This is a genomic window from Paenibacillus sp. FSL H7-0323, from assembly GCF_038002725.1.
Classification (GTDB): Bacteria; Bacillota; Bacilli; order Paenibacillales; family Paenibacillaceae; genus Paenibacillus_AQ; species Paenibacillus_AQ odorifer.
The window spans coordinates 237,066-260,759 of the sequence record NZ_JBBODB010000001.1 but is presented as its reverse complement, the minus strand read 5'-3'; the positions used below and the strand labels follow the sequence as shown (position 1 = coordinate 260,759).

Genomic DNA, 23,694 nt, shown 5'->3' with positions numbered 1-23,694 from the left:
ACTTTTTTAGTTGTATAAAATACACTTAAAATCAAAACGGCAGGTAGAACCTCACTAAGCGCTAAACTTTAGCCTCTCATCTCTAAACTCTATTCTATAATCTCTAGAATCTACTCTCTACTCCCTACTCCCTACTCACTACTCACTACTCACTACTCACTACTCACTACTCACTACTCACTACTCACTACTCCCTACTCCCTTCTCCCTACTCCATACTCCCTACTCCCTACTCCCTTCTCTATTCTCTGCTCACTACTCACTACTCACTACTCACTACTCACTACTCTATTCTCTACTCCACCTTACGCTACGAATGCCATTTCCCGCTGAGCTAAGCAGAGATTGTCAGATAAGCCCCCTCTTTAGAACCGTCTGCATTTGGTGTACCACCATCATTTGGAGTACCGCTATCATCTGGAGGATCACCAGCACCTAATGTATCATCTCCTAATACGTCTCCTAATGTGTCCCCGGCTTCTGGATTGCCAGCATGCTTTGTATCCCTGTCACCTTCATATCTGACCCCATCGTCCCCATCCGAATCAATCTTAAAAATGTTGATTTCTTTGAATAAATTCTGCGAAATTTCGTTAATCTCAATGGCTTGACGGGCTATATCACGGATAGCATGATCTTGCTGTACGCTGGAGGCGTTCACCTCTTGCACCCCGGCCGCAGTTTCCTCGGCGATGGCCGCGACGGCATGCACAGACTCTGCGAGTCTACGGTTCATAGTCTGAGTCATATCCACTTTGTCGTGAATTTGCCCAATCTGTTTACTAATCTCCACAATAGAATGATCAATCGCTTCAAAGGAGGACAACGTTTCGGCCACTTTATGATCCTGTTCCTCAAGATTTCCTTTGGTCACCAGCATATATTGCTGGAATTCATCCATCCCGGATTGCAGCTCGCTAATAATCTGACTGATATGTACGGAGGACTCTTTGGTCTGCACAGATAATTGTCTTACTTCATCAGCGATGACAGCGAACCCTTTTCCGTAGGCACCTGCCCGGGCTGCTTCAATTGCTGCGTTAAGTGAGAGGATATTGGTCTGATTAGAAATATCTGTTATGGATTTAGTGATGCGCGAGATGTCCTTTGATTGATCACTCAGTTTGATTAAAGCCAGATATACTTTATTCACAGATTCTCTAGAATGCTCAGACACCTCCCGGAGGGCGATGACGGATTCAGACCCTTTGCGAGTATTGTGATTAGCCGTTTGACTGGTAGCCAGCATAACCTCGGTATACTCCGTGATCTCATTCACTTCACGTTCCAGCTCCTGAATCAGGCCAGCGCTCTGCTCAGATTGTCCTGCCTGCTGTTCTGCGCCTACCGAGATTTCCTGTATAGTGCTTACGATATCTTGATTCGTATGCGCCGTTATAGATGAAGATTCTTGAAAAGAATGCGAATAAGTTGCCAGCGAAGAGGCTACTGACTGGGTATGCTGAAGCATTTCCCGGACCCGCTCCACCATATGATCAAAATGATGACTCAAACTGCCCAACTCATCGTTGTAAGGTGAATTAATCTGCTGACGCAAATCTCCTTCGGCAATTTTTCGCAGAGCCACTTGCAGTTTATGAATAGGATTCAGGAAGGAACGTATGAGCATAACCGCAATCACTAATGTGAAAATAAACACTAGCACAGCTGCGTAAGCAACTATAGAGGTGGTCAGATTAAGCAGATCAAAAGAATACTCCTGTGCTTTTTCTGCATTCTCTGCTGCTGCCGTATACAATTGTTCATTAGTCACTAGCATGACTTCACTCAACGCTGTAGCTTTCGTATGTAATTCATCGATTTGTTCCAGCACACTCATGGGATCAAGCTGCTCGTCTTCTATGGTCTTTACCAATTCGTCAAAATATCCCGTATATTCCCCAATCTGACTATGTAATTGTTCTAACTCTTTAAATGCCGGCGAACCTGCCGCAAAATTCACCGTCGCCAACTCTTTAGTCAGCTTTGTTTGCTTGTCCTTAAAAGGTTGGACGAATTCCAAATCACTCGAACCCGCTAACGAAGATTCTACCGCATTCATTTCCTGCAGCAGTTGCGTAATTATAGACACGGTAATTCTTTTTTCCATCTCAGCTTTTTGCGTTTCCATAGAAATCTCCACTTGGCTGATTTTATGGTTTTGATAAAACGCTACTCCCAAAAAGAAAAGAACAACGGCGGAAAAACTCAAAATCAACTTCCATTTCATAGTTAGATGCATAGACCTAGCTTTCAACAATATCATCCTCCGTATAAAGCCTCATATTGTAATAGGTACATTCTACCAATATCTTGATTGTAGAAGCTGGACGTTAAATACTGGACAATGTTTTGTATGAGAAATGTAAATTATCTCGAATACCCAATCATTAATTCTCCTTGCAATTGACGTAACGTTAAATGCTAAAATAATCCACATAAGGCGCCTTATCAAACTATGAAATGGGAGTTGTCTATGAGCGGATTTGTTACCATTGATAAGCTTTCTGCGCAATTCGGACTGACGAGTCGGACTCTGCGTCACTGGGAAGCTCAAGGATTGTTTGAAAGTAAGCGGGATAGCAGCTCTGGCTGGCGGATTTATGATGAGAAAGCAATACTCGCCATTCGGGTTACCTCATTATTAAGAAAGCTGGATATTAGCATCAAGGATATTGGAACCGTCCTTAAAAATATGTCCGTTCAGTCCATGTACGAAGCGCTCAGCCAGCAAGCGGCTTCTATTCACAATCAAAAAACAGAACTAACAAATAGAGAAGGTGAAATCCATCTCTTTTTACAGTGGATATCCGCCCATCTCGAGGAACCCATTACAAATCAATTATTATCTGAACTAAACGAAAAGTCATGCAGTCCATCGGATGGTATGACTAAAACTGAGGAGGTTATATCTATGCCAACTATTAATCACTCTACCCCTATTCATGTAAGATTCATTACTCTCCCAGCTATGAGATTTGCCTACAATGTTGCCGTTAGTACCTCTCCAGAAGATGAAGCTATGATTCCAGTTAATGATTGGCTGGACGCTAGTCAACTATTAGGCACAGCACGGCTGTTTGGCGGCAATACGAACCCGCATCCAAGTGGTGAGAATAAACCTTACGGATATGGATTCTGTGCCTCAATTCCGGAAAATGTGAAGATACCAGCTCACCTAAAAGAAATGCGCCTCGACGGCGGCCTCTATGCTTTGACAGAAAGTACTGATGATATCTACGGCTCATGGCAAGCCCTAATGGGGTATCTGGATAATCATCCTGATTATCAAGCGGATCACAATTCCAGATTATGTCTGGAGGAGCATATCCGTAACGATAGTCCCAAAGGTAGCGGAAATGAGTATGCCCTAAATCTACTCGAACCTGTAAAAAAGAGAGTTCACGCGCTTGCGTAAACGAGCGAGCCATAGATAAACGTTTCTCATCTAAAAAAAACGCTCTCTTCTGCTTATTCGGGCAGACGGAGAGCGTTTTGTTGTATATTGCTTCTATTGATTTATTCCCTACGCAGGCACAGCTGGAGTAATTTTCACAAAAATAAATCGTGTAAGCGGCCCAACTAAAATGATTTGCAGTGGAAGTGCAAAAATAAAATTTTTACCTATGGCAGACAGATAAGCTCTTGGTAGCTCAGCAGAAAATCCAACATGGAGAACTGCGCCATAGAAGGACATGAACAATACCATTCCGGTCACCATAAAAAAGGATATGAACATGATTTTTTTGATCATCGGATCATTTTCTTTAACCAGCTTATGCGCGATCCCCTTCGCAACCTTGCCTACAACAAACACATCTAGAATGAGTGCAACTATAAATGCAGGCAAGTAGCCGACAATCACATCCTTAACTAACGTGCCTGACCAACCCTCCATTAGTGCTACATTGTAAATACTCATCCCCAGCACCATCAAAAAACACATGATGAACGTAAATAAAAATGCTTCTTTTTTGTTTCTTCCCATCTTCAAGCTCCTTTTATCTCTGTATTGTCAACTTGGATTACAATAACACAAATTCTCAAATCAAGTCAACCAAGTTGACAATAATCGCAAATGACTTATACTGGGATAAACGAGACATCATTTAGGAGTGTTCTAATGAATAAGCAGCTGCAAAAAATGAACCTGATTGATTTACTCAGTGAGAAGCATCTAGCTTTACGTAAAATAGTGACAGACAAAGACCCGGATCAAATCAATAAGACCGAATCCCACATTCTTGCAGTTCTTGAGGCCCGAGAAATGTTATCGATCTCAGAAATCAGTAGAATAATTCACATTTCAAGACAGGGCACGCATAAAAGCATTCAAGGCATGTTATCCCGTGGTTATGTTGAAGCCGTTGAAGTCGAAGGAAATCAGCGTGACAAAAATATTGTCCTCACTCCAAAGGGTATAGAATGCAATAACAGAATGATGATCACCAAAATTGAATTAGAGCAGCAGATCGCTGCCAAGCTGGGAGTAACAAATGTAAAGCTTCTTAAATCTTTGCTAAAAGAAGATTGGCTCTAATCTCCAGCAAAAAAAGCCGCAGAGTTGTTTACTCTGCGGCTTTAAAAAGATTGAATTATTTTCCGGGAAATTGTCGTTAATTAGCTTTCAAAGCACTGTTTGCCGCGCTCTCTCCACCTAGACGACCTGAGGTAAAGGAATAACCAATTCCGACCCCATTGCCCACATAGGTATCGTTGAATAATACGCCTTCCGATTCAAGCCCTACAGCAAACAATCCTTTTACTGGTGTACGTTTATCATTTAGCACTTGGAACTTAGTGTTTACCAGCAAGCCACCCACAGAACCCAAGTTGTTGATTTCAGCGACGATGGCATAATACGGTCCTTCTTCGCCCATTGGCTCTAAATAATCAGCAGCTTTACCAAATTCAGTATCCACACCAGTTTTTGTAGCTTCTTTATAACTATTGTAATTTTCTACAAACACATCTACATCCATACCTGCATTTGTTGCTAATTCTTCGATTGTATTTCCTTTGAAGCCATCTCCGTTTTCTACCATAGAATCAAACACCTTTTCTGCATTTACCCATGGATTCTCTAACGTGAATTGATCTGCAAATTCGGCATAAAATTCTGGTGGCATTCCTGGCAGGCTTGGTGCGTTAACACCTTTCATCCCCTTGGACTGAAGAGCAGCCAATTGAGATTTTGATACGATAACCATATGATAAGCACCATTAAATGCACTCGTATTAGCTGCTGCGACCGATGTTAATGTAGCTGCTTCATCTCTGAAACGTGCTCCGGAAGAACCGACATTCATGAAGTTAGGCAGATACGTCAACATCAGCGGATAACTTGCTTCAAAAGGCTCATATTGTGTTTTTAGTCCTTGTGTTGCTCTGGCTAATGTTTGGTGCAGCATTTGTCCACCGAAGTTATCAGGAACCTTGGCTCCTGCTTCCCAAGCCATCTTCAGACCTTCCCCAACATTCTGACCTAGTCCTCCGTTAACCCCTTCAAAACCAAAAGCTTCTTTAACCATTTCCGAATTTGCGGCATAACCGCCTGTTGCCATTACGACACTTTTGGCTGTGATTTCAAGAGTAGTCCCGTCCGATTTCTCAGCCACAATACCTGTAACTTCTCCTGCTTCATTGGTAATCAGCTTTTTGGCAGTGGTTTCGGTGATCACTTGTCCACCCTTTTGTTCAACCGATTCAGCCAACATTTTCCGAAGGGTCTCTTCCCGGGTTTCATAAGCTGGCAGTACATGCAGCTGCTCTCCGAAGAAGTTTAGGAAGCTGGTTTTATACCCTTTTTCTGCTAACCAATCATAAGTTTCGCCGGATTTCGTTACGTATTGTCTAATCGCTGCAGCGTCAACTCTCCAGTGATTGTTGACAATCCAATCGGCAATTTCTTTTTCCACATTTACTTTAAGATTATTGTCAGTAGCTGCGGAAGAATTATAGAACTTACCGGCCCAGGATAGATTACTTGCTCCCCCGATAACTCCTGTTTTTTCGATAATAATAACCTTGGCACCTTTATCAGCAGCGGTTACCGCTGCGGACACACCAGATGCACCGGCGCCTACTACCACTACGTCTGATTCAAGCTTTTCCGTTTTACCTTCACCTGCTTTTTGCACGCCACCGGCTTTGAAGACTTCCAGATTTCCTCCACCTTTGGTTACGGCATCTTCAACTGCCGCGAGCATTGCTTCACTGGAAAGACTCGCACCACTAACAGCATCTACTGCCAAGGTTTGTCCTTCCAGAATTTGTTCTTTTATTTTTTCAAGTGCATTATCGCCTAGACCACCCGTTTCTGACTGGCTGACGATCTTAATATCTTTAATTTTATCTGGCTCATCCATAGTGACTTCTACTTTAATCACGCCCTCTTTGCCTTCCGCTTCCCCTGCGAATGTACCGGCTTTAAAAGATGATGATGACGAATTTGCCGACTCCCCATTTCCTTTGCATCCGCTCAGCATGGAAACGATCAGCACCATACAAAAAGTTAACATGAGCATCTTCTTGGTGAAATTTCTGTTGCGCATTCTCTTCTCCCCCCAGTATCTAATATCTTATAGCTCGCCAAGAACGTGATATTTTTCACATTCATATCTATACATATCTACCGAACGTTGCCAAGCTATATACCGAAGTATAAACATTGGTGCAGCACCAAGGTCAATGTCCAATTCTTGTCCAAAAAGAAAAAACACCCGCTCTTAGAGCAGGTGTTTATAAAAATAAACTTATACAATTGGAATATTCACTTCCAAATATGAGCGGTTATTGCCTTCTATTTTTTCAGTAAGCATTAATTTACCCACCACATCACCCGCTATGGTATAACCATTTGCTTCGATGTAATCTATCATAAACTGCAAAGATTTCTTCGTGATATAATGTCCATCCGTAGATAACATGATAGCAGAGATACAGGTACTCGGGCTAATATACTCTACATATTCATCGATATCCATTGCAAATTTCTGCACTTCCTCCTCGGGTAAGGTAAGCCCCCAGCTATAGTCAAAGTTATTATCACCGGATAACACCCCCGCGTCCTCAATCTTAAAAGAATAAAACGCATAAGGAAGCCTATCCATCCAAGTGTTGACGAGGCTTTTTACGATATCATTTTTTAATAATGCATTTTTATCCGTTTGCTTAAGCCTGTACATGCCTGGCAGTTGTTTAAGTTTACATATATATAATGAGGACTCTATTTCCTTAAGCTCTTTATGAATTTCATTCATCTTGTTTAGCAGCATCGTCTTTTGCTTAATCTCTTCTTCTAAACTCTGCTGAGACTGCTGCATCAATCCCATAACTTGCTCAATAGAGGAATCCTTCATCAGAAGTGCCACTTCGGGCAATGGAATTTCCATACTGCGATACCATCTGCTCATTAACAGATCCCTTGCATCTAAATCATTAAAATATCTATAATTATTGCTGTTATCTTTTGTAGGCCTAACAATATCATGTTTCTCGTATAATCTCAGCGTATCCGCAGTTACCCCGAGAATGGAAGCAAATTCACCTATGCAATACTTCACTTGAAGTCCCTCCATTCATTTCATGCATATCCTACCACACTAAATGATAAAGAGAAGGATGCTGTTTGGATATGAAGTAACTCATTTCATACTCAGGGTGTACATGCTAACTACGCTAGCGCAAGTAAGTGAACTAACATAAATCCAACTAAAGATAACATAACCGAACCTATAAGTCCCGCAGCAAAAGACTTCATTCCAAGCCGTCTAAATGCCGCCAAATCAACGTTTAATCCAAGCCCTGCCATCGCCATAGCGATTAACATATAAGCAATCGTAACGATCCCATTGGCTACTGATGCGGAGACGATTCCTAACGAATTCACACCACTGACAACTAAAAATCCTAGAATAAACCAAGGGATTGGAATGCTTTTCCACGAAGCTTTAGCCGCTCCACCTTGCACTTTTCTTTCTTCACGATTGGACCAAATCCCAATTAAAATAGCCACCGGCACAAGTAAAGCCACCCGGGTCAATTTAACGATGACCGCCATATCAACGGCAGCATTTCCACCAGCATCCGCAGCCGCGATAACGTGAGCAATTTCATGTAAAGTCGCTCCTGAGAATACCCCATAACCTAAATCTGATAAGCCGAGAAAAGGATATAAAAATGTGTACAGCAGTGTAAATATTGTGCCTAATATAGCTACTATAGCTGCACCAATAGCAGTTTCGTCATCTTTGGCTTTTATCTGTGGAGCGATGGCAACCACAGCTGCCGCACCGCAAATCGCAGTTCCGCAGGCAGTTAAGATACTGAGGCGCTTATCTACTTTGAACAGTCGAGCCAGTCCGTATACAACGGAGATCGCAAATATAATGACGATGACTGCCAAAAGAAATACCCGAGGTCCTGCCGCAACGATATCCTTTAGATTAAGCCGCATACCGAGCAAGATAATCCCAAGACGAAGCAGTTTTTTACTGGAAAAATCGGTGCCATGTGTGATGCTATTTGGCACTCCTATCGTAGCTCGCCAAATAATCCCGATTAAGATGGCAATGACCAATTGCCCCATAATAGATAGGAATGGAAAACCCGCTAAAAATTTCGCCAATAATGCGATAACTAAGGTTAGCCCTATCCCTAATGCAAACCCAACCTTTTTGTTGTGATCTGGTTGATACAAACCTTCTGATTGACCCATGTCGTATACACTCCTTGATGAATCTCTAGATGATGCTGTATAAATACATCCCATGACTCAACAATAATACGACACCGCCCGGAAGTTAAATACCAATATCCTATCCGTAAGATTAGGAATACTTATGCTTAATTTTAGACAAAAAAGCTCCTTCGAGTGAAACATAAATGCCGTAGCATCTGCCTCACCAAAGGAGCAATTATAATCGTTAGTGATATTTAAGCTTCCAGCTTCTGTAATCGAGTCCCTTTTGGAAGTACAGAAGTTATATATTCGTGTACCGGATGTTGCCCTTCCTCTTCCGCAAGTACAGTTACAATTCCCTGATCTGTACCGGTTCGAATCAGCCGCCCCATCCCTTGTTTGAGTCTTAACAGCATGTAAGGCAAATCCACATCTTCAAAGGGAGTGGAGGTTTCCGCCCGTTTTGCCATAAACACTGGATCAAGCGGAGGATACGGCAGCGACCATATGATCACATTAGATAATGAAGGTCCAGGGATGTCCAGCCCTTCCCATAAGGTGACCGCACATAACACGCTATGCTCATCCCGTTGAAACGCCGAAATTAAATAGCTGATTTCTTGATCCCCTTCATATAAAAATGAATATGAACTGCTTTCCAGTCGTAACGAGTTAAGCTGCTTGAACTGCAGAAGCTCTTCACGAGTACGGAACAATAGCAGTGCTCTACCTTCAGTCCGCTGAATAAGCTTCAGGGAAATTTCCATTTTCTCAGCAAAATCCCCACTCTGAAGCTCTGGCACATAGACATTCATCTGGTGCTCATAGTCATAAGGTGAGTCTACGGAGAAGGATAAAAAATCTTGTATCCCAAGACTGTCCTTCAAGTATTGGAATGATTTATCCACAGACAATGTAGCCGATGAGAATACGATTGGCATTTTTTGCGTGAACAGACTGTCTTGAAGTACCTCTTTGACATTTCGTGGCATGACCGACAGCGTTAGACCATCGCTTTCTTCTGTCGCCCAGCAGATTAGAGCCCCTGAATCCTCAAACAATCGCAAAGCGATTTCTATAGTCTCCAAACGTTCCTCCACAATTCGCAGTTGATATTCATCAATCGTGTAGAGTCCGCTTTCGAATACTAATTCTTCTTCGATAGCAGCAATTACACTCCGCATCAGGTGTACCTCACGAATCAATGAAGCATTCAGCGCAATGCTTTTCCGATCTGATCCCGGTATGTTTCGGCATTGACGGCGAATCGCTTTGAACATTTGCTCACTTTGCATGATCGCTTCATCAATCAGAACGGCCAGTGTTTCACGGATTTCATTCTGTAGCAGGCGAGAAATCAATTCTTCAAAGACGACATGCTTCATCTTATAGCCAAGCGCCTTCATGGCCGCTGATTCTAATAAATGTCCTTCATCGAATACAACCGCACAGTGATCCGGAAGCAAAGGGATTTGCCCTTCCCGCTTACGCGCTTCATAGGTCCAAATATGCTCCATGTAATAATCGTGGGAACAAATGATCAGATCACTTGATTTCCGGTAATGATCACGGGACAAGGTCTGCCCGCAGCGGTGACGCATATCGCAAGTAAAGCAGTCCTGAAACGTATCCCAGTTAATCTTGTTCCATTGTTCGTCATTCAGATCAGGGTAATCTCTGCGGTCTCCATAAGCATGGAATTGCTGCATCGGTGCATGTGAATGTACAAAATCAGGTAATGTACTGTACAAGCTCTCCAGTGGTAAGCTTTCATCATCATGGTTCCGAGCCTGATCCAGCTTTTTCAGACACATATATTTATCCGGAGATTTCGCTAGTCTGGCATCAATATTCATGTTCAGATGCTTCGCAAGCTTGGCGATATCGCCTTCCGGTTTCACAAGCTGCTCAATCAAGGACTCATCCGCACATGCAATAATCGCAGGTTTGCCCATATAACGCGCGTAACAAATGCTATACAACAAATACACTAATGTCTTGCCTGTTCCGACCCCTGCCTCAGCAAAAATCGTCTTTTTCTCGGCAAAAGCCCGCTCTACCTGAAAGGCCATGTATATCTGTTCATCACGTACTTCAAATCCAGCCTCAGGAAGAATTTCATAGAATACATCTCCGACCCATTCCCCTACTTGCTCCATAAAAGGTTTGGTCCGATCATATTCAAAAGGATACTGTTTCGCCAACAAGCCTACCTCCAATATTTGATCAGGCATCTCTACCATGCCATGAAAAATAGAATCAACGGAAAAACTCTATTATCTCATACGTTTGGAGGAATTACAAAAAATAATTAGAGACAACTAAAGATCTGATTATTAACGAAGATACTCATTTTCGTAAATATCATTAATCCTTTCCAAAACATTCCGGGCTTGATCCTTAAATTTCAAATCCGCAACCTGGCCTTTCCGAAGAAATACCCCCGTCTCCCCACGGTGTTCTCCCAGAGCACCCTCATACAATTGGTCGGCGCCGTGGGTAGGCGGAGAGAAAAACAGCTTCATCAACGGTTTAACTATTAGAGGCAGTCCAGAATTTTTTCCTTTTCGCAGCGTGTTATTGCTACCCGGATCAACACTGCGAATCATGATGCCCTCATTAGCAAGCTGCGGCGCAGCGGCCTGTGTCCATAACGATAATGCCAGCTTTGAGGTGGCGTAAGGACCAAGCAGCTTGCGGAAGGTGGTGGGACGCTCCAGGATTTCAATCGTAAACTCTTTCGTAAACTTAAGCGCGGAGGATGAGGTGTTGATCACCGTTTTTAAGCGTCCTTTTTGTAGGCTATCCTTCAATTCCATTAAAATAATATACGGCACAATGGTCATCAACTCATAGTGCTTTTCGCGCCCCTGTGTCGAATAGCTCAGTTCAGGGAAGCTCCCGCCGGCATTGTTGAACAAAATATCGATCCGCTGCTCCTTGCCTTTGATCTCTTCCAGTGTCCCTCTCAAGCTGGCAAAATCCGCGAGATCGGTTGTTTTATAAATACGAAGCCAGCCGTTTTTGATGGCTTTTTGGATGTTCTCATCATCGGCTGGAAAACCGGAACGGTTCAAAGCAACCACCTGCCAATCCTCCGCTAGCAGTTTTCGAGTTAATTCCAATCCAATCCCGGCGTTAGCGCCTGTAATCAATGCGATATTTTCACGTTGCTGTGTGCTCATTGTAAATCTCCTCCTGAATTCGGGATATCTTCCTCTTATAACGCACATTTTATTAATTGGAGTCGACTCCAAGTCAAGGCGTAATAAAAAGATTTTGTCCCAGAGATAAGGTCTTGACTTGGAGTCAGCTCCAAGTTGTATAATGCACACACAAAGCAATCTCCTGGAGGTACACTATGAAGGCAGAGCAAACGTTTACGATAAAAGAAACCGCCGTGCAAACCGGAATATCCGAGGATACGATCCGCTATTACGAAAAGATCGCGCTGCTTCCCCGGGCAGACCGGAAGGACAACGGGCATCGCGTTTACCGGCAGGAAGACATAGATACAATCCTGCTGCTATCCTGCCTCAAGAAAACAGGCATGCCCTTGCAGGAAATGCAGCCATTTTTGGCGGTCTCCGCTGACGCTGATCCCGCAGATTATCCTGAACTGGTGGAGCATTTAAGAAACCATCGAGAAAACATCGTCAGCCAAATCTTGTCGCTGCAGCAGGTTGTCGATTTTATTGATATGAAGCTGGAACAAAGGAAATATCGCCGAGACTGCTCAGATAAAAGCGAGGACAAATCGAAATCAAAAAACATCTCCCCTGTTGAGATGAGTTATTTTTCTGGATCAGCAAAAATGAATAATTAATGAATTGGAGTTTTTAGGATGAAAGCAATGATCATAAAAAAATACGGGAATTACCCTCTTCAACTAGCCGACATCCCAACACCCGCAGTGGGTGATTACGATGTATTGGCAGAGATCCACGCAGCAAGTATTAATCCTATCGATTTCAAAGTGCGGGATGGCAAAGTACGTACGCTGTTGAAATACAACATGCCCCTAGTTTTAGGAAATGATTTTTCAGGGATTGTCATCCAAGTAGGAAAGAATGTTAAAAAATTCAAGATAGGTGATGAGATTTACGGACGGCCCAGAAAAGATAGAATCGGAACCTTCGCAGAATATATCTCCGTACATGAAGAGGATATAGCTCTCAAACCTCACAATCTTTCCTTTGAGGAAGCTGCATCCATCCCATTAGTCGGGCTTACTTCTTATCAAGCTTTACATGATATATTACAGCTAACGGCAGGACAAAAGGTATTGATTCAAGCGGGAGCGGGCGGTGTTGGCACCTTTGCTATCCAACTTGCCAAAGCGATGGGGATATACGTGGCTACTACTACAAGCGATGCTGGAGCAGAATTGGTCAAGTCACTTGGAGCCGATCAAATTATCAATTATAAAACCGAAGCATTTGATAAGATTTTACAAAATTATGATGGAGTATTCGATACCATTGGCGGTGAAACATTAGAAAAAGCTTTTAAAACAGTCAAACAAGGAGGACAAATTGTATCGGTTTCAGGGTTGCCTAATGCACGCTTCGGAAAAGAGTATGGAGCTGGGTTCATAAAAACTAATATTTTTCGCTTGATTACCCGGAAGCTGAGCAAATTAGAGGCAAAACACAAGGTCAAATACAGCTTTCTGTTCATGAAACCAAGTGGCAGTCAATTAGAAGTCATTTCAGAGCTTATTGAATCCGGACAAATAAAACCTGTTATTGATCAAGTGTTTCCTTTTGTAGAGGCGCAGAAAGCGATGGAGTATTCCGAATCGGGCAGAGCTAAAGGAAAGATCATATTAAAAATAAAGTGATACAACATTTAAATAAAACGGCAGTCTAAGACTTTATGCTTCTGTCTAGACTACCGTTTTTTACTTGTGTACTCGTTAACTAAATTATCTATTTCCAAAAATCCGTTCCAGCAAAAACAAACTCTTTATCCAGCGTCTCGTCGCCATCTTCAAAGCAATCTGCCCAAGACACACGTTGCTTACTCAAGAGAATTGCATCCTTCACGCCATATTCCTGATAACTAACGGTTTGTTCATTAGCGGTGTTGTCCCAGTTATCCCAGCCAAGTGGATGAATATGTGCACCCAACTGGCAATCTACAAATACGGTTTTAGCATACTCACGCCATGGACGGCCCAGAAACACCGGAGCAATATCAGGAGCTGCTGTTAAAAAGCAATTTTTAAAAATATAACCATACGATTGTCCCTCAGGTGTGGAGGCAGCCGTAATATAACCTGCTTGATTCTCACTATGACACAAGCTGCGAATTTCACATCTGTCAAAATATGCTGTAGCCCCACCAAATATAAAGTCCACTGTTCCCTCTATATAGCAATGCTGATACAACTGCCGATATTGGGCATGGTGTTCTCTCAGTGGTATACCTCCAAACGTAGATCGCTCTTTGGGTGCAGGTGGCAAAGGTCCCGTGAACAACGTGTCCTGATACCCTTTTAAAGTACAATTTCTGAATACGGTTTGATCACAATTAGCATACACAGCTACGGCCTGCCCGATATTTTCACCCTGCCCTGCATTATTGGTAATCACCAGATTCTCCAAGACCAGATGGCTCCCGCCCAGAAATAACGTTGGTGTAGAGAATGTATTGATTTCTTCGCCCGCTTCATCACGCTCTTTCGCGTAACGATTCATAACAATCTCCACGTAGCCAATCCCTATGATTGTAAGATTAGAACGATAAATCCGCACTGCCTCTTTATAGACCCCTGACAAAATATAAAGCGTATCCGCTTGACCGGATGGCCCCTGCTCTAGTGAATCTATCGCCTCTTGAATCGTGTGATAAGCGCAAAAGGATTCTTTTCCTACAACAAGCATAGTGGATTCTTTTCCTCTCAATAAATTGATGACTCTCTCTTATGGACTGACATTCTGTTCTTCAGGTGACACTGTAGCTTGTTCTACTAATTTTTCCGGCTTCTTCGTGTTTTTTGATCGACAATTTATGATCTCTACAGCTTCTCCATTTTCAATGTAAAAAGCAGGCCCTTCATGGTTCTCAATCGTCACCTGATGAAATTGAATATCTCTTGCATTCCCGAGGAAAAATCCGCGATTATTCATGTTTTCGATCCCTGTCATCATGTCTGGATGGCCGGGAATTGCATTCTTCGCCATGGAGATGTCCACATTGGTAAACGTAATCTCGGATACATACTGCTCGGCAAGCCCGTATAAGAAACCCGCTGCGGCATGAACATTACGTGCGGTAATATTGGCAAAATGAATGCGTCTAAAACACGGCGTTTCCTCTGTAATCGGATAAGGATTTTTATCCCACACATATTTTTCTTTCCCGCGTGGTCCACAGAAATAATATAGATTTAGAGTAAACGGACAAATAACGTCCTCCATTACAATATTGCTGATCCGAATATCTTCAATCGTTCCCCCGCGTCCCCGTCTTGATTTCATCCGGATTCCACGATCGGTTTGTTTAAACACACAATTACTAATCGTGACATTACGAATATCTCCACTCATTTCACTACCGAGTACGACACCCCCGTGTCCATGTACCATAGTGCAGTTGGTGATCGTGATATTCTCACAAGGAACTCGTTCTTTGGTATCCTCAGTTCCTGCCTTGATCGCAATGCAGTCATCACCGACATCAATATTGCAATTGCTAATTCGCACATTGGTGCAAGACTCTGGATTAATGCCATCTGTATTCGGAGAGTCCGCCGGGTTCAGAATGGAAATATTATCAATAGTCACATTGTAACAGCCTATCGGATTAACGGTCCAGCTTGGAGAATTGACCAGCGCGATATCTTTAAGGGTTACCCGCTGACAGCTGTCCAAGCCGATTAGAGTCGGCCGGGGATACTGAAGCTCTTCCCGGCGGTTCCGAAACTTATCCCACCAGAGTTCACCATTTCCGTTAATCATTCCGCTGCCAGTGATCGATACATTAACTAACTCTCTTCCATAAATACAAGGTGAATGAACCTGCTGCTTCACCCCTTCCCATCTGCATTCCACTGCAGGGTAATCCTCCGGGTTCGTACTGAATGAAAGAATGGCACCAGGATTTAAATTCAATTCGATATTGCTTTTCATATGAATTGCACCGGTTAAGAACGTCCCAGCCGGTACATAAACGGTTCCTCCACCGGCTTTATTTGCCGCTTCAATCGCACGCGTTATCGCTTCAGTCGCTAACTTTTTACTATTCTTAAGCGCTCCAAAATCCTCAATATTGTAGATCAACATTCATAAGCCCCCCTGTTCTATATCAGATCCAGCCTCTTAATTGTTCATATTCCACACAAGCCTGTAGGAAAGCACCCACACCTTTTTGGTCGTTAGTGACAATAGGCTCGCTAATGTAATAAGCGAAAGTACCGTCACGTTGGTCCACTCCACCTAATCCGGCTACTTGGCAATTCTTATTTAAATTGACCCATTCTTCTTTGGTTTCTAGTACAAACTCCGAGATAAGTCCTTGTTGAGCCAGATCTAATGTTTCGTACCATCCAGCGTTTAACACGCCTAATCGGATACCTTTAGCCATGGCATACACGATCATACTTGAAGCAGAGGCCTCAAGATAATTTCCTTTGCGTTCCCCTAGATTCATCACTTGATACCAGACCCCGGATTCCTTATCCTGATATTTCTTCACCGCAGTTAAGGTATCATTTAGTATTCGTACCAGCTCTGGATAATCTGAGTGCTCACTAGGCAGCAATTCCAGAACATCAACTAAAGCCATGAGATACCAGCCAAGTGAACGGGCCCAAAAGTTAGGCGAAAGTCCTGTTTCAGGGTCGCACCAAAGTTGAATACGCTGTTCATCCCATGCATGATATAGCAGACCTGTTACCGGATCTTTCGTATGCTTCTCACACAAGATAAATTGTTTGGTTACATCCTCAAGTCCCTGCCCTTCTTCAAAAGCTAGCAAGTAGGCTAAATAAAAAGGAGCGCCCATATAAAGTCCATCTAACCAAATCTGATAGGGATATATATTTTTATGCCAAAAAGCACCTTCCGAGGTTCGCGGATGGGTCTCAAGTTGCTTTCTAAGTAAAGCAGCCGCTTTTTTGTATTTTTCCTGCTTCGTTTCTTTATATAGAGTCAATAATAATTTTCCGTTGTTAATATGATCGATATTATACTCCTCTAGGTGGTAGCCCTTGACACTGCCATCTTCCTGAATAAAGTAGTCCATATTATCTTGAATGAACTGCAGATACTTCGAATCACCGGTCTGCTTCCAAAGCCATTCAAAACCGTTCAATACCACGCCATAATCGTAGGTCCAGCTTCCTTTGTAGCCTTTATCTTCATAAAGCTTCGGTGTCCGCGCCATAATAGAGTCTGCCGTTTGAATTGCCCACTGTGATTTCTTCATCCCAACCCCCAAAATATTTATAAATTTAAGAGCTCAAAAACTAAAAATAGGTTCAGCCGATTTAAGGATTCTTTGCACATAAAATAATACGACTTGATTCTCCGAAATCTCAGAGAATCAAGTCATTGTTTAGTAAGGATACGGAGCGATTCACTCTTGAAGCATTGACTGTATTTCAACACAAGCCATCACCAATGCGCCCACACCATGCAGATCATTTTTAACCTTAGGCCGAGTCACGTAACTCTCGTAATCTCCAGCTGAGGTACCGATACAAATGTCCGGCAGAACTAATCGGTTATGCTCATCCCACTGGATTACTTTGGTTAACCCTTCATATCCTTTTTTAGCGGCAGCTGTAGCGATAGTCACATCACTTACAACGCCATGCTTCACGGCTTTGGCAATCGTATAGACGAACAAACATGACCCTGAAGTCTCCAGCCAATTATCTGGCTCATGCCCCTTATCTACGACTTGATACCAAAGTCCACTTTTTTGATCTTGGTAACGAATAAGTGCATCCACAAAATCTCTCAGCGTAGTAGAAAGCTCTGTCCGGGCTGAATCATGGGAAGGTAACAGATCCAGAAATTGCGATAAGGCGAGACCATACCATCCTAATGATCGGCTCCAGAACTCCGGTGAACAACCCGTCTCCGGATTCGACCAAGGCATCCGCCGGCTCTCATCCCAGGCATGGTATAACAAACCCGTTGTCTCATCCTTCATATGCTTGCGCATTAACATTTCCTGATGAAGGACCGTTTCACGCAAGCTTGGTTCATCGTAGACATTCGCATATTTCAAGGAGAATACGCCTGCCATATAAAGTCCATCCAACCACATTTGGTTGGCGTACTTATCCTTGTGCCAATACCCGCCCTCAGAGGTTTTATTTAGTGTGAGCAGTAAATTCCTTAGCTTCTCTGCTGCAATACGATACTTTAGTTTGCCTGTCCGTTCATAAAGAGTGAATAGTAGCTGTCCTGCTTGAACCGCATCCAGCTCATCACGTGCAAAATAAAAGTTCCCGTATTCATCCACCAAATCATCTACATATTCCTGAATATAGTTGATATAACGGTCTTCTTGATAAGCATTCCACAAAAGCTCCATGCCACACAGAAATACACCCTGATGATAGTGCCATCGATGCGCGGGGGGAAGCTCTCCCGCCCTGTAAGTATCCATTAGTGAATCGCAAGCTTTTTTTGCCCACTCTATCGGCGTTGTAGGTATCTGTACAGTCATCTCGAAGCTCCTCCCCTAAGTATAGTCTCTCTCTTTCTTGCTAGCCCTTCATAGAACCCAACATGGCACCTTTGGCAAAATGCTTTTGCAGGAACGGATACACACAAACTATTGGTAAGGTAGCTACAACGATAACAGCCATTTTAATTGATTGATCTGGCGGTGGAACAGCAGCATCCAGTGTAGCGCTGTGATCCATACCGCTGGCAAGGACGACAATTTGTCTGAGCAGAACCTGTATTGGCCATTTCGCACTATCATTCAAATACAGAATCGCATTCATGTAGGTATTCCAATACGTTACCGCATAGAACAATCCGATCGTCGCTAACGCAGGTAAGGATAGTGGCAATACAATCCGAAATAATATTCCAAAATCATTACAACCATCAATTTTGGCCGATTCCTCCAAACCTTCAGGTATATTTTGGAAAAAGTTTCTCAAAATGATCATATTAAAGGCACTAATCGCTGACGGTAGAATCAGTGAGGCGTACGTGTCAATTAGTCCTAATTCCTTCACCACGAGGAACGTTGGAATCATCCCACCATGAAAAAGCATGGTGAACACAACCATGAAGTTAACCACTTTACGACCATCCAGATCTTTTCTGGTAAGAGCGTAGGCCATCAAAGAAGTTATAAACAAACTAAAAATAGAACCAATTGCCGTGACACCAATGGAAACACCCATGGCTTTAAATATTGTATTCGTCGAAAAGATGAACTTGTACGCTTCCAGACTCCATACCTTTGGAATCAGTACAAATTTGCTAGAAGCTAGTTCTGCACTCGTTGTGAAAGAGCCTGCTACAACGTGAACAAGGGGAAGCACAGTAATTAAAGCAATGATCGCAAGCAGCGTAAAGTTTATAGCAGAAAAGATTCTACCACTGATTGTTTTATCTTCTACCATTTCGATTCCTCCCACAAAATATCAATAAACGCCTTCTTCTCCCATTTTCTTGGATAATTTATTCACCATCATCACCATTACAAAGCCTACAATCGATTTAAAGAATCCAATAGCTGTACTGTAACTAAACTGCCCCTGTCTCAAACCAGCAGTATATACATACGTATCGATAATTTCCGCAACTTCTCGATTCATGGAGTTAAGTAGCAGATATACATGTTCAAATCCAAGATCAAGAACGGAACCAATTTTCAGAATAAATAATGTAATAATTACGCCTCTAATCGCTGGAAGAGTGATATGCCAGACTTGTCTAAGTCTTCCAGCTCCGTCCATACGCGATGCTTCATAAAGCCCTGGGTCAATCGCAGCTATGGAAGCTAGATAAATAATCGTTCCCCAACCTGCTTCTCTCCAAATCACCTGAATAATATACATGGGCCTGAACCACCCTGGATTAAGCAGGAAATTGATTGGTTCAAAGCCAAAATAGACAAGCAGCTCGTTGATAATCCCTCCATCCATCGTGACCATTACATAAGAAATGGAGACGATGATAACCAATGACAGAAAATGGGGCAAATAGAAGATCGTCTGAAAGGTTCTTTTGAAAAAGCTGCCTTGAAGTTCATTTAACATCAGGGCAAGAATAATCGGCATCGGGAAATAGATAAGAATATTTAATCCGAAAAGAATAAGTGTGTTCACTAATATATTTAAGAAATCCGGCTCTGTGAACAACCTGCTGAAATGCTTCATCCCTACCCAGTCACTACCGTTGATCCCTTGATAGGGTTTGTAATCCTGAAATGAGATAATTAATCCGTACATTGGAAGATATTTAAAAATCAAAAAATACAGTACTCCCGGAGTTAGCATGACGTAGAGCCATTTATTTCTCCACAGCCGCTTTTTCAGTTCGCTGCTGCTTTTATAAATTTCAGGCTTAGGATTCATTTGAGGAGCTGAGCTGGGCTGTGCGGTGACTTCCTGCATGATATTCTTCCTTTCTCCTTCTTTATTCAAACACGATATTTCTGAACCCAGTGAGGAATAGAAAAGGTTGTTGAAACAAGATCAACAACCTTTTCAGCTACAATTTGTCGCTTAACTATTCGAGTACGGGTTACTATTTTTTGTATAACGCGTTGTATTCTTCAATAATCTTATCTCCACCACGGCTCTTCCAGTTCTCTACTTCCTTCTCAAATCCAGCCTTGTCAATCTGACCATAAATATATTTATAGGTTGCATCTGTAATAATCTGTTGAAGCTCTACGCCTTTTTCTGTATAGGTAGCCGAATCCATAGCAGCTGTTGGATCCGCTACACCAACTTTGACATTCTCAAGAACCAATTGATCTGCATGAATTCTTCCTGGCAGCGTGTTATAGTTCTCGTACATTCCATTGGTTTCAGCTTCGCCGATAACACTGTCCTTATATCCCTTTACTTCACGTTCAATCAATTCTTTGTCGTCAGTAGCTTTCGCTTTACCGTCTTCAACGGTATAGTGAGTACCTTCAATTCCCCAATACATCAAATTAGCTACTTCTGGGGTCATCATTTGATCAAAGAAAGCAAGAATCTTCTTCAGCTCTGCCTCATCCTTGACAGCAGATTTCGGGAACAAGACAACATTGTTATAGCCTGGAATCATCCATTGAGCATATTTTCCATCTGGACTTGCAACCATACTATGCGCATCCAAAACAGCGTCAGGGTTATTCTTAATAGTATCTTTATTGAGGGAATCAATATCTTGCATGGAGCCCCCAATATAGAGTCCACCCTTTCCAGCCTTAAACATATTTACTGCATCCGTTTTACTGGTGGCAGCGAAATCTTGATTAATGTATCCGCCATCACGAGCTTTTTTGAAAAAATCCATTGTGTCGAAATATTCATCGAAGGTAAATTCAGGCGCTAATTTTCCATCCTTCTCACCCCAGGTATTCGGTGTTCCGAACCAAGACGAAACAGTTTTGAAAGCTCCATAGGTCAACTCATTACGGTCAATAATACCGGTAGTATCTTTCTTTCCATTACCGTCTGGATCTTGTTCTGTGAAGGCTTTAGCCATTTCAAATAATTCATCTACATTAGCTGGTGCAGCAAGTCCTAATTTATCTGCCCAGTCTTTGCGGTAAATGATCCCTTGGCGTGCAAGTGGACGCCCGATATATAGGGTATAAAGCTTGTCATCTACTTTCGTGTTATTAAGAATTTCTGGTTTCAATTTGCTCAAATTCGGAAATTCGCTTAATAGTGGACCGATTTCCCAGAATTGTCCGTCTTTTATCGCTTCTTTCATCTGAATGAAGGTTGTCTGATTCTTCAAATATGTTACTTGCGGCAATGAACCCGTTGCAAAAGATGAATTCAGTTTTTCTTCATAAGTATCAGCCGGAAAAAATTGATAAGTCAGCTTCGTGTTGGTCAATTTCTCAAGTTCATTCTTAATCGTATCAGGCGGAGTCTCTGATGTATTCAATGGAAGCATGATTTTGATTTCTGTAGGTTCCTCTTTAGGTGCTTCAGTCTCTTCCACCTTCGTAGTGTTCTCTGCACTTGTAGTTGGGGCTGCTGCTTCTTCTTTGTTATTGTTGTTACCACCGCATCCAGCTAATAATGTGCTGAATGTTAACAGTGCTGTTAACAACATGGTGAAGGATTTCTTCTTCATACCATTTTGACCTCCATAATTTGTATTGGTTACGAGTTCCACGTTACATCGTCGGCAAGGTTACGAAAACAATCATTTCCCCATAACGGCGCGTTCTGAAAGGGATCTGAGCAAATGATTATCGGGATATCGCAGCACAAAAAAATCCACCGCATTATCCGCAGTGGATCAAAACCTTTTTAACCTATTTACTTTTCTGTCCCAAACTCAGCCTCAGCATATTCCTTAATAATAAGATTGCCTCCACGAGCTCTCCATTTCTCAACCTCTTGCTGGAATCCCTCGACGGTAATATTACCTAATATATAGTTATATGTAGCATCCACAATGATTGTAGATAACTCCATATTCTTCTCATCAAAAGTAGATGAACTCAGAGAAACTGTCGGGTCATCAACCAGAAAAAATTCATTATCTTTACTCAACTGATCTGCTAGAGAGGTTAATTGCTCCTTCTGAGCCACTTCCATAATGTTTTTATTACTAATGTCCGCGATCATTAAAGCATATAGCGGATTCACTTCCTGTACCCGCAGTTGTGAGGTTTCCTCGGGAAGGATAATTTTTCCGCCTTCAAGCTTATAATGCCGCCCCTCAAAGCCATACATCATTATATTGGCTACATCTTTATCCATGGTCCGATCAAAAAATCCAAGCACCTGCCGAAGCTCCTTCTCTGTGGCAATGGACTTTTTGGAAAAGAGATACAGTCCGTTGTAATTGGGGATAGACCACACTTTATATCCATCAGGCCCCTCGATACGATTGATCAGCGTAAGTTCAGCCTTTGGATTGTATGCTTGAGCTTCAATTGACAACCGCTGCACATCAGTCATGCTGCCAATAAACACACCAGCGATACCGTTAATGAATTTATCGCGTTGAACCTCTTTACTGGTAAGAGCAAAGTCCTGATTTATGATTTTTTCATCATATAATTTCTTCATAAAATTCATTGTGTTCATATACTCCGCTGTTACGAATTCCGGAACAAATTGATGATTCTCTAGCTTCCAATTATTTGGTGTGCCAAAATAAGAGCTTAGTGTCTTAAATACACCATAAACAAGATCATTACGATCGACTAATCCAAGGGTATCTTGTTTGCCATTCTGATCCGGATCGTTATATGTAAATTGCCTCATTACTTCATATAGGTCATCTAAGGTCTGTGGATTGCTTAAATGAAGAGTGTCCAGCCAATCCTTACGTATTATGACACCCTGTCTGGAGGAAGGGCGTTCTGTATACAGGCCGTAGATCTTACCATCAACAGCGGTCTGCTTAAGAATAGCGGGGTCCAGTGCTTTAAGATTGGGGAACTCCTGAAGATATGGGCCGATCTCCCAAAATGCTTCAGAACGGATGGCGTTTTTCACCAGATTATAGTCTGAGAACTTCACAAAGGTGACTTTTCCCAAGGAATTAGTGGTCAACGCTGTATTCATTTTATCGGTATAAACACCCTCAGGCACCCACGTGATATCAAGCTCCACCCCTGTTAATCTTTCAATCTCAGCCATAATCTTTTTTGAAGGCTGCTGTGGAAAATGAAGGGGTGCCAAGATGGAGATGCTCGGGCGAGCTTCTTGCAGTACAGAACCAGCTGACTTTCCATCACTGCAAGCGCTTAACATAGGGAAAACAAGCATGAAGAATAAGCAGCAACATAACGTTGCCCTTCTACACAAAAATTGTCTAAACATTTCTACAGCCTCCTAA

At 42.4% G+C, this 23,694-nt stretch carries 19 protein-coding genes; 4 read left to right on the top strand and 15 right to left on the bottom strand.

Annotated elements, in window-relative coordinates:
• Positions 1-334: 334 nt before the first annotated feature.
• The gene (locus MHH89_RS01275; protein WP_341086110.1) at positions 335-2,131 is read right to left on the bottom strand and encodes a methyl-accepting chemotaxis protein; all 1,797 of its coding nucleotides are present in this window, start codon (positions 2,129-2,131) and stop codon (positions 335-337) included.
• Between the two features lie 345 nt (positions 2,132-2,476).
• Here MHH89_RS01275 and MHH89_RS01270 point away from each other — a divergent pair, with 345 nt between their 5' ends.
• The gene (locus MHH89_RS01270) at positions 2,477-3,418 is read left to right on the top strand and encodes a MerR family transcriptional regulator (RefSeq protein ID WP_076124998.1); all 942 of its coding nucleotides are present in this window, start codon (positions 2,477-2,479) and stop codon (positions 3,416-3,418) included.
• Positions 3,419-3,526: 108 nt separating this feature from the next.
• On the opposite strand, the gene MHH89_RS01265 is transcribed toward MHH89_RS01270, so the two are convergent.
• Complete coding sequence (locus MHH89_RS01265; RefSeq protein WP_076305938.1) at positions 3,527-3,988, bottom strand: DUF2798 domain-containing protein; 462 nt, start codon at positions 3,986-3,988, stop codon at positions 3,527-3,529.
• Between the two features lie 135 nt (positions 3,989-4,123).
• Between MHH89_RS01265 and MHH89_RS01260 the strand changes: the two genes are divergently transcribed.
• The gene (locus MHH89_RS01260; RefSeq protein ID WP_341086106.1) at positions 4,124-4,540 is read left to right on the top strand and encodes a MarR family winged helix-turn-helix transcriptional regulator; all 417 of its coding nucleotides are present in this window, start codon (positions 4,124-4,126) and stop codon (positions 4,538-4,540) included.
• A gap of 76 nt (positions 4,541-4,616) precedes the next feature.
• On the opposite strand, the gene MHH89_RS01255 is transcribed toward MHH89_RS01260, so the two are convergent.
• The 5 genes from MHH89_RS01255 to MHH89_RS01235 form a co-directional block, all read right to left on the bottom strand.
• On the bottom strand, positions 4,617-6,554 hold the full coding sequence (locus MHH89_RS01255) for an FAD-dependent oxidoreductase (RefSeq protein ID WP_341086105.1): 1,938 nt from the start codon (positions 6,552-6,554) through the stop codon (positions 4,617-4,619).
• Between the two features lie 201 nt (positions 6,555-6,755).
• Complete coding sequence (locus MHH89_RS01250; RefSeq protein WP_076124994.1) at positions 6,756-7,565, bottom strand: MerR family transcriptional regulator; 810 nt, start codon at positions 7,563-7,565, stop codon at positions 6,756-6,758.
• Between the two features lie 110 nt (positions 7,566-7,675).
• Entirely contained in the window at positions 7,676-8,719 is a 1,044-nt protein-coding gene (locus MHH89_RS01245; RefSeq protein ID WP_076184311.1) for a YeiH family protein, read from the bottom strand.
• A 218-nt stretch (positions 8,720-8,937) separates the two neighbouring features.
• Positions 8,938-10,842 carry an ATP-dependent DNA helicase gene (locus MHH89_RS01240; protein WP_438269368.1) on the bottom strand — a complete coding sequence of 635 codons (1,905 nt, stop codon included), beginning with the start codon at positions 10,840-10,842 and terminating at the stop codon, positions 8,938-8,940.
• Positions 10,843-11,019: 177 nt separating this feature from the next.
• Entirely contained in the window at positions 11,020-11,868 is an 849-nt protein-coding gene (locus tag MHH89_RS01235) for an SDR family NAD(P)-dependent oxidoreductase (RefSeq protein WP_076309841.1), read from the bottom strand.
• Between the two features lie 176 nt (positions 11,869-12,044).
• Between MHH89_RS01235 and MHH89_RS01230 the strand changes: the two genes are divergently transcribed.
• Both MHH89_RS01230 and MHH89_RS01225 read left to right on the top strand, forming a co-directional pair.
• Entirely contained in the window at positions 12,045-12,509 is a 465-nt protein-coding gene (locus MHH89_RS01230) for a MerR family transcriptional regulator (protein ID WP_340034254.1), read from the top strand.
• 18 nt (positions 12,510-12,527) lie between these two features.
• Entirely contained in the window at positions 12,528-13,526 is a 999-nt protein-coding gene (locus tag MHH89_RS01225) for an NADP-dependent oxidoreductase (RefSeq protein ID WP_341086104.1), read from the top strand.
• Between the two features lie 88 nt (positions 13,527-13,614).
• On the opposite strand, the gene MHH89_RS01220 is transcribed toward MHH89_RS01225, so the two are convergent.
• The 8 genes from MHH89_RS01220 to MHH89_RS01185 all read right to left on the bottom strand — a co-directional run bounded on the left by MHH89_RS01220 (position 13,615) and on the right by MHH89_RS01185 (position 23,678).
• A complete protein-coding gene (locus MHH89_RS01220) occupies positions 13,615-14,571 on the bottom strand; it encodes a pectinesterase family protein (RefSeq protein ID WP_076218533.1) in 957 nt (318 codons plus the stop codon).
• Positions 14,572-14,610: 39 nt separating this feature from the next.
• Positions 14,611-15,972, bottom strand: coding sequence for a glycoside hydrolase family 28 protein (locus MHH89_RS01215; RefSeq protein WP_341086103.1), 1,362 nt, complete (start codon positions 15,970-15,972; stop codon positions 14,611-14,613).
• A gap of 22 nt (positions 15,973-15,994) precedes the next feature.
• Positions 15,995-17,116, bottom strand: a complete 1,122-nt coding sequence (locus tag MHH89_RS01210; protein WP_076124981.1) for a glycoside hydrolase family 88/105 protein — start codon at positions 17,114-17,116, stop codon at positions 15,995-15,997.
• A 150-nt stretch (positions 17,117-17,266) separates the two neighbouring features.
• Positions 17,267-18,370: a glycoside hydrolase family 88/105 protein gene (locus MHH89_RS01205; RefSeq protein ID WP_076124980.1), complete on the bottom strand. Its 1,104-nt coding sequence runs from the start codon at positions 18,368-18,370 to the stop codon at positions 17,267-17,269.
• A gap of 40 nt (positions 18,371-18,410) precedes the next feature.
• Positions 18,411-19,286 carry a carbohydrate ABC transporter permease gene (locus MHH89_RS01200; RefSeq protein ID WP_036679255.1) on the bottom strand — a complete coding sequence of 292 codons (876 nt, stop codon included), beginning with the start codon at positions 19,284-19,286 and terminating at the stop codon, positions 18,411-18,413.
• 21 nt (positions 19,287-19,307) lie between these two features.
• The gene (locus tag MHH89_RS01195; protein WP_036679252.1) at positions 19,308-20,282 is read right to left on the bottom strand and encodes an ABC transporter permease; all 975 of its coding nucleotides are present in this window, start codon (positions 20,280-20,282) and stop codon (positions 19,308-19,310) included.
• Positions 20,283-20,415: 133 nt separating this feature from the next.
• Complete coding sequence (locus MHH89_RS01190; RefSeq protein ID WP_076191234.1) at positions 20,416-21,972, bottom strand: extracellular solute-binding protein; 1,557 nt, start codon at positions 21,970-21,972, stop codon at positions 20,416-20,418.
• A gap of 188 nt (positions 21,973-22,160) precedes the next feature.
• A complete protein-coding gene (locus MHH89_RS01185) occupies positions 22,161-23,678 on the bottom strand; it encodes an extracellular solute-binding protein (RefSeq protein WP_341086100.1) in 1,518 nt (505 codons plus the stop codon).
• Positions 23,679-23,694 lie beyond the last annotated feature (16 nt).

What these genes read in the sequence shown, in the direction of transcription:
- MHH89_RS01275 (WP_341086110.1), bottom strand. Translation starts at nt 2,131, where the DNA reads ATGGAAACGCAAAAAGCTGAGATGGAAAAAAGAATTACCGTGTCTATA.
- MHH89_RS01270 (WP_076124998.1), top strand. Translation starts at nt 2,477, where the DNA reads ATGAGCGGATTTGTTACCATTGATAAGCTTTCTGCGCAATTCGGACTG.
- MHH89_RS01265 (WP_076305938.1), bottom strand. Translation starts at nt 3,988, where the DNA reads ATGGGAAGAAACAAAAAAGAAGCATTTTTATTTACGTTCATCATGTGT.
- MHH89_RS01260 (WP_341086106.1), top strand. Translation starts at nt 4,124, where the DNA reads ATGAATAAGCAGCTGCAAAAAATGAACCTGATTGATTTACTCAGTGAG.
- MHH89_RS01255 (WP_341086105.1), bottom strand. Translation starts at nt 6,554, where the DNA reads ATGCGCAACAGAAATTTCACCAAGAAGATGCTCATGTTAACTTTTTGT.
- MHH89_RS01245 (WP_076184311.1), bottom strand. Translation starts at nt 8,719, where the DNA reads ATGGGTCAATCAGAAGGTTTGTATCAACCAGATCACAACAAAAAGGTT.
- MHH89_RS01240 (WP_438269368.1), bottom strand. Translation starts at nt 10,842, where the DNA reads ATGGAGCAAGTAGGGGAATGGGTCGGAGATGTATTCTATGAAATTCTT.
- MHH89_RS01235 (WP_076309841.1), bottom strand. Translation starts at nt 11,868, where the DNA reads ATGAGCACACAGCAACGTGAAAATATCGCATTGATTACAGGCGCTAAC.
- MHH89_RS01230 (WP_340034254.1), top strand. Translation starts at nt 12,045, where the DNA reads ATGAAGGCAGAGCAAACGTTTACGATAAAAGAAACCGCCGTGCAAACC.
- MHH89_RS01225 (WP_341086104.1), top strand. Translation starts at nt 12,528, where the DNA reads ATGAAAGCAATGATCATAAAAAAATACGGGAATTACCCTCTTCAACTA.
- MHH89_RS01220 (WP_076218533.1), bottom strand. Translation starts at nt 14,571, where the DNA reads ATGCTTGTTGTAGGAAAAGAATCCTTTTGCGCTTATCACACGATTCAA.
- MHH89_RS01215 (WP_341086103.1), bottom strand. Translation starts at nt 15,972, where the DNA reads ATGTTGATCTACAATATTGAGGATTTTGGAGCGCTTAAGAATAGTAAA.
- MHH89_RS01210 (WP_076124981.1), bottom strand. Translation starts at nt 17,116, where the DNA reads ATGAAGAAATCACAGTGGGCAATTCAAACGGCAGACTCTATTATGGCG.
- MHH89_RS01205 (WP_076124980.1), bottom strand. Translation starts at nt 18,370, where the DNA reads ATGACTGTACAGATACCTACAACGCCGATAGAGTGGGCAAAAAAAGCT.
- MHH89_RS01200 (WP_036679255.1), bottom strand. Translation starts at nt 19,286, where the DNA reads ATGGTAGAAGATAAAACAATCAGTGGTAGAATCTTTTCTGCTATAAAC.
- MHH89_RS01195 (WP_036679252.1), bottom strand. Translation starts at nt 20,282, where the DNA reads ATGCAGGAAGTCACCGCACAGCCCAGCTCAGCTCCTCAAATGAATCCT.
- MHH89_RS01190 (WP_076191234.1), bottom strand. Translation starts at nt 21,972, where the DNA reads ATGAAGAAGAAATCCTTCACCATGTTGTTAACAGCACTGTTAACATTC.
- MHH89_RS01185 (WP_341086100.1), bottom strand. Translation starts at nt 23,678, where the DNA reads ATGTTTAGACAATTTTTGTGTAGAAGGGCAACGTTATGTTGCTGCTTA.